Genomic DNA, 4171 nt, shown 5'->3' with positions numbered 1-4171 from the left:
CCCGATCGGCTATCCTCCGCCGCCCCGTCCCCCTTGCCCGCGCCTTTGCCCTGCCTTAGACAGACCCCGCTGAGAAAGGACCGCCCCGATGCTCGACCTTGCCTATCAAGCCCCCGAACCCAAGGTGATCTCCGGCGCCAAAGCCGATTGGGAACTGGTGATCGGGCTGGAGGTCCATGCCCAGGTGGCCTCGAATGCCAAGCTGTTCTCGGGCGCCTCGACCGCGTTTGGCGCCGAGCCCAATGCCAATGTCGCCTTCGTCGATGCCGCGATGCCCGGCATGCTGCCTGTCATCAACGAGTTCTGCGTGGCCCAGGCGGTGCGCACCGGGCTTGGGCTGAAGGCGCAGATCAACCTGGTGTCGGCTTTTGACCGCAAGAACTATTTCTACCCCGACCTGCCGCAGGGCTACCAGATTTCCCAGCTTTATCATCCCATTGTCGGCGAGGGTGAGGTTCTGGTCGACATGGGCCCCGGCGTCGCGCGGCTTGTGCGTATCGAGCGCATCCATCTCGAACAGGACGCGGGCAAGTCGATCCATGACATGGATCCGGCCATGTCCTTTGTCGATCTCAACCGCACCGGCGTCGCCCTGATGGAGATCGTCAGCCGCCCCGACATCCGCGGCCCCGAGGAGGCGGCGGCCTATGTCGGCAAGCTGCGCCAGATCATGCGCTATCTGGGCACCTGCGACGGCAACATGCAGAACGGCAACCTGCGCGCCGATGTGAACGTCTCGATCTGCCGGCCCGGCGCCTACGAGGCGTGGCTGGCCGGGGATGCCGAGGCGCTGGGAACGCGCTGTGAAATCAAGAACATGAACTCGATGCGCTTCATCCAGGCCGCGATCGAGTACGAGGCGCGCCGCCAGATCGCCATCGTCGAGGATGGCGGACAGGTGGTGCAGGAAACCCGGCTCTACGATCCCGACAAGGGCGAGACGCGGTCGATGCGCTCGAAGGAGGAGGCGCATGATTACCGCTACTTCCCCTGCCCCGACCTGCTGCCGCTGGAGATCGAACAGGCCTGGGTGGACGAAATCCGCGCCGCGCTGCCTGAACTTCCCGACGAGAAAAAGGCGCGCTTTGTCAAAGACTTCGGCCTGACCGAATACGATGCCGGCGTGTTGACGGCGGAGGTGGATTCGGCGGGGTATTTCGAGGAGGTGGCGAAAGGGCGGGACGGGAAGACGGCGGCGAACTGGGTCATCAACGAGCTGTTCGGACGGCTCAGGAAAGATGACCGGGAGATTACCGACAGCCCCGTGAGCCCGGAACAACTGGGAAAGATCATCGACCTTATCACCTCGGGCGACATTTCCGGCAAGATTGCCAAGGACCTGTTCGAGATCGTCTATACCGAAGGCGGCGATCCGGGCGAGATCGTCGAGACGCGGGGGATGCGGCAGGTTACCGACCTGTCGGCGATCGAGGCGGCGGTCGACGAATGTATCGCGGCGAACCCGGCGCAGGTGGAAAAAGCCAAGCAGAATCCGAAGCTTGCAGGCTGGTTCGTGGGCCAGGTGATGAAGGCCACGGGGGGCAAGGCCAACCCGCAGGCAACGGGCGAGATCGTCGCGCGGAAGCTGGGCCTCTGACCGCGACCGTCCCGTTCGGCAAATCGGACTTCCATCGGATTTTCATCGGACTTTCATCGGACTTTTTTCCGATGGAAACCGTCATGCGCGGGCCTGGGACGCCCGGTACAGGAACGCGATCAGTTCGCGCAGGACACCTTGACCGTGAATTGCCGGGCGCGCTCCGCAAGTTCCTCGGGAGGCAAGGCTTGGCCAATCGGCATCACGACCGGGTCGATCCCGTTCTGAAAGAGGAACAGCTTGGCGATCTCGCCCCGGATGGCGAAGTTCACGTTCTGGGGAATGTCTCCGATGGCATCGGCCACCTTCAGCGCGTCTAGCTTCGAGACCACCACGCCCACCACGGCCCCGTCGGCGGCAAGGACTGGACCGCCGGAATTCCCGGGCTGCACCGGAGCCGAGATCTGCATCCGGACTCCGTCGCCCATCAGCCCGGTCGCGGCAGAGATAGAACCGCGTGTCACGTTGAGCCCGCCGAGCAGGCCGAGCAGCGGATAGCCGACCACCGTGATGTCCGAGTTGAGGCGCGCAGGCTCTCGGGCGAAGATGGCGGTTTCGGTCTCGACAGGGCTGTCAAGGCGCAAAAGCGCAAGATCGAACTCGTCCGAGCTTCCGCGCAGCGATGCGCTGGCCTCGTTTACCGTGATGCTTCTGCATCCCGAAACGACATGGGCATTCGTCAGGACATCGCCCGCATGGGTCACGAAGAAACCGGTCCCGCTTGCGTCGGGCCGATCCTCCGTGCCGCCGGGCGGTCTGTCGGGGTCTGCGGCGCTTGGCCTTTCCGGCTCGTCCATTGTGCGCATGAAATCCAGCGATAGCGCGACGGTTTCCTTGAGCCACCACCCGGTTTCAGGTTGCAGCGGCGGCGCCCGGCCACGGGCAATGCTGGAGGCGACGGCATCAAGAACGGTCTGGTCGCGGCGCTCTGACGAAAGCATGACCGTCGACCAATAACCGGCGATCAGGTCGGATCGCGTGTATAGGATCGCGCCATCGGCGGTGCGCGATTTGGTCACCAGCATGTCGTTCTTGCGCAGGGTGTAGATCGGATTTGCGGACCAGTGCTTGGCCGCCGTAAACTCGTGAAGGCGCAGCGTCATCGCGCGATCGGCGACGGTGATCGAGTATCTCAGCGAACTCGTTCTGTGTTCCCAGTTGGAGAAATTCTCTGACGCCCCGCCCTGTCTTGAAGTGGCAAACGGGAAAAGGAACGACAGGCCGAGCACTTCGTTGCGGAGCATGTCCCAGCCCTCGCGCTCGATCCGGTCGAACAGAGAAAATGCCAGAATGCCCACATGCCAACGGCGTGGCCCCGTTGCGTATTCCGCACGGGAATACGCATCCATGGCCCTCTGGCTGAGTCCGCCCCATGCCCCGTCCAGCAAGCCGTTGTAATGGCCCTCGAACGCAAGTGCGGCCTGGATGAACCGTCGCTCGCCATTGGTGAGCGGCGCGGGGTCGAAACCGTCCCATAGGCGATCAAAACTGTCCGCCGCCGCGGGTATCGCCCAGACCGCAACGAGAATCGACCAAAACAGACCCCGGACAGCGACAAGCACGCCTTTGCATCACCCCTGAGACTCTCTGTGGCCAGAATAGTACCATCCCGAGCGTTCAGAAATATGGCCGAACGTCATTCACCTCCGGGTGAGGCTGGTGGGCGGCGGGACTCGAATCGGCTAGGAGGGGCGAGGCGAAGAGCGCGGGACGGGCGATGAGCGTTTACGAATACAGGGTGCTGCCCGCCCCCGAGCGGGGCAAGCGGGTGAAGGGGGCGAACGGGGCGGCGGATCGGTTTGCGCTGGCGCTGACCGAGATCCTGAACGCGATGGCGGCCGAGGGTTGGGAATACCAGCGCGCCGAGAGCCTGCCCTGCAGCGAGCGCAAGGGGCTGACCGGGCGGATCGAGGTCACGCAGAACCTGCTGGTGTTCCGCCGGGCGCGGATGCCGGGCGAGAGGCGCGCGCTGCCCGACAGCCCCGAGGCGATCGCGGCGGCGGCGGCGGCTTCGCTGGCGGGCTTTGCCGGACGGGGCGTCCCGCCTGCGGGGGTGCCGAGCCTGGGCGCCCCGAGCCGGGCGCCGGGGCCGCGGCCGGGCCGCCCGCTGGGCCCGGCGCGGGACGACTAGACGCGGATGTCGAGCGCCAGCGCGTGGATGCGGGCGACCAGGTCGGGGCCGAGGGCGCGGTGGATGGCGCGATGCCGCTCGATCCGCGACAGCGGCGCAAGGGCGGGGGCGGAGATGGTCACGCGCAAATGCGTCTTCCCCCCTTCGCGCCAGCCGGAATGGCCGCGATGGCGTTCGCTGTCATCGACCACTTCGAGATGATCGGGGACGAGTTCCGCCATCAGCCGGTCACGGATTTCCTCGGCAATACTCATTTTTCGTCCTTCGTCCCCTTCATTCTCACACTCAACTGACTAAACTCTCCGGTTCGAGTCGCAAAGGGCACAGGCCATGACGAAAACCGATCCCTTCGGGTTCGACATCTCCGTCTCGGCGGACAAGAAGAAGCGCACGCGCGGGCGGCGCGGAATGTCCGGGGCGTTCGAGACCTCCCAGCGGGTCTG

4 protein-coding genes and 1 pseudogene are annotated in these 4171 nt (G+C 64.9%); 3 read left to right on the top strand and 2 right to left on the bottom strand.

From position 1 onward, the window contains the following. Positions 1-88 precede the first annotated feature (88 nt). Positions 89-1597, top strand: coding sequence for an Asp-tRNA(Asn)/Glu-tRNA(Gln) amidotransferase subunit GatB (gatB, locus tag ENN83_RS01875; protein ID WP_287183383.1), 1509 nt, complete (start codon positions 89-91; stop codon positions 1595-1597). A gap of 119 nt (positions 1598-1716) precedes the next feature. Here gatB and ENN83_RS01870 read toward each other — a convergent pair whose 3' ends face one another. Further along, on the bottom strand, positions 1717-3159 hold the full coding sequence (locus tag ENN83_RS01870; RefSeq protein WP_287183381.1) for a S1 family peptidase: 1443 nt from the start codon (positions 3157-3159) through the stop codon (positions 1717-1719). A 155-nt stretch (positions 3160-3314) separates the two neighbouring features. Between ENN83_RS01870 and ENN83_RS01865 the strand changes: the two genes are divergently transcribed. Continuing rightward, positions 3315-3728 carry a DUF4177 domain-containing protein gene (locus ENN83_RS01865; protein WP_287183378.1) on the top strand — a complete coding sequence of 138 codons (414 nt, stop codon included), beginning with the start codon at positions 3315-3317 and terminating at the stop codon, positions 3726-3728. Here ENN83_RS01865 and ENN83_RS01860 read toward each other — a convergent pair. Continuing rightward, a complete protein-coding gene (locus ENN83_RS01860; RefSeq protein WP_287183375.1) occupies positions 3725-3982 on the bottom strand; it encodes a BolA family protein in 258 nt (85 codons plus the stop codon). The genes ENN83_RS01865 and ENN83_RS01860 overlap by 4 nt on opposite strands. 76 nt (positions 3983-4058) lie before the next feature. Between ENN83_RS01860 and ENN83_RS01855 the strand changes: the two are divergent. Then, positions 4059-4171: pseudogene (locus ENN83_RS01855) on the top strand (molecular chaperone DnaJ); the annotation flags it as partial.

Origin of the sequence: Rhodovulum sp. (assembly GCF_011048875.1) — a bacterium.
Lineage (GTDB): Bacteria > Pseudomonadota > Alphaproteobacteria > Rhodobacterales > Rhodobacteraceae > Rhodovulum > Rhodovulum tesquicola.
This window is presented reverse-complemented; position numbering and strand designations above follow the sequence as displayed.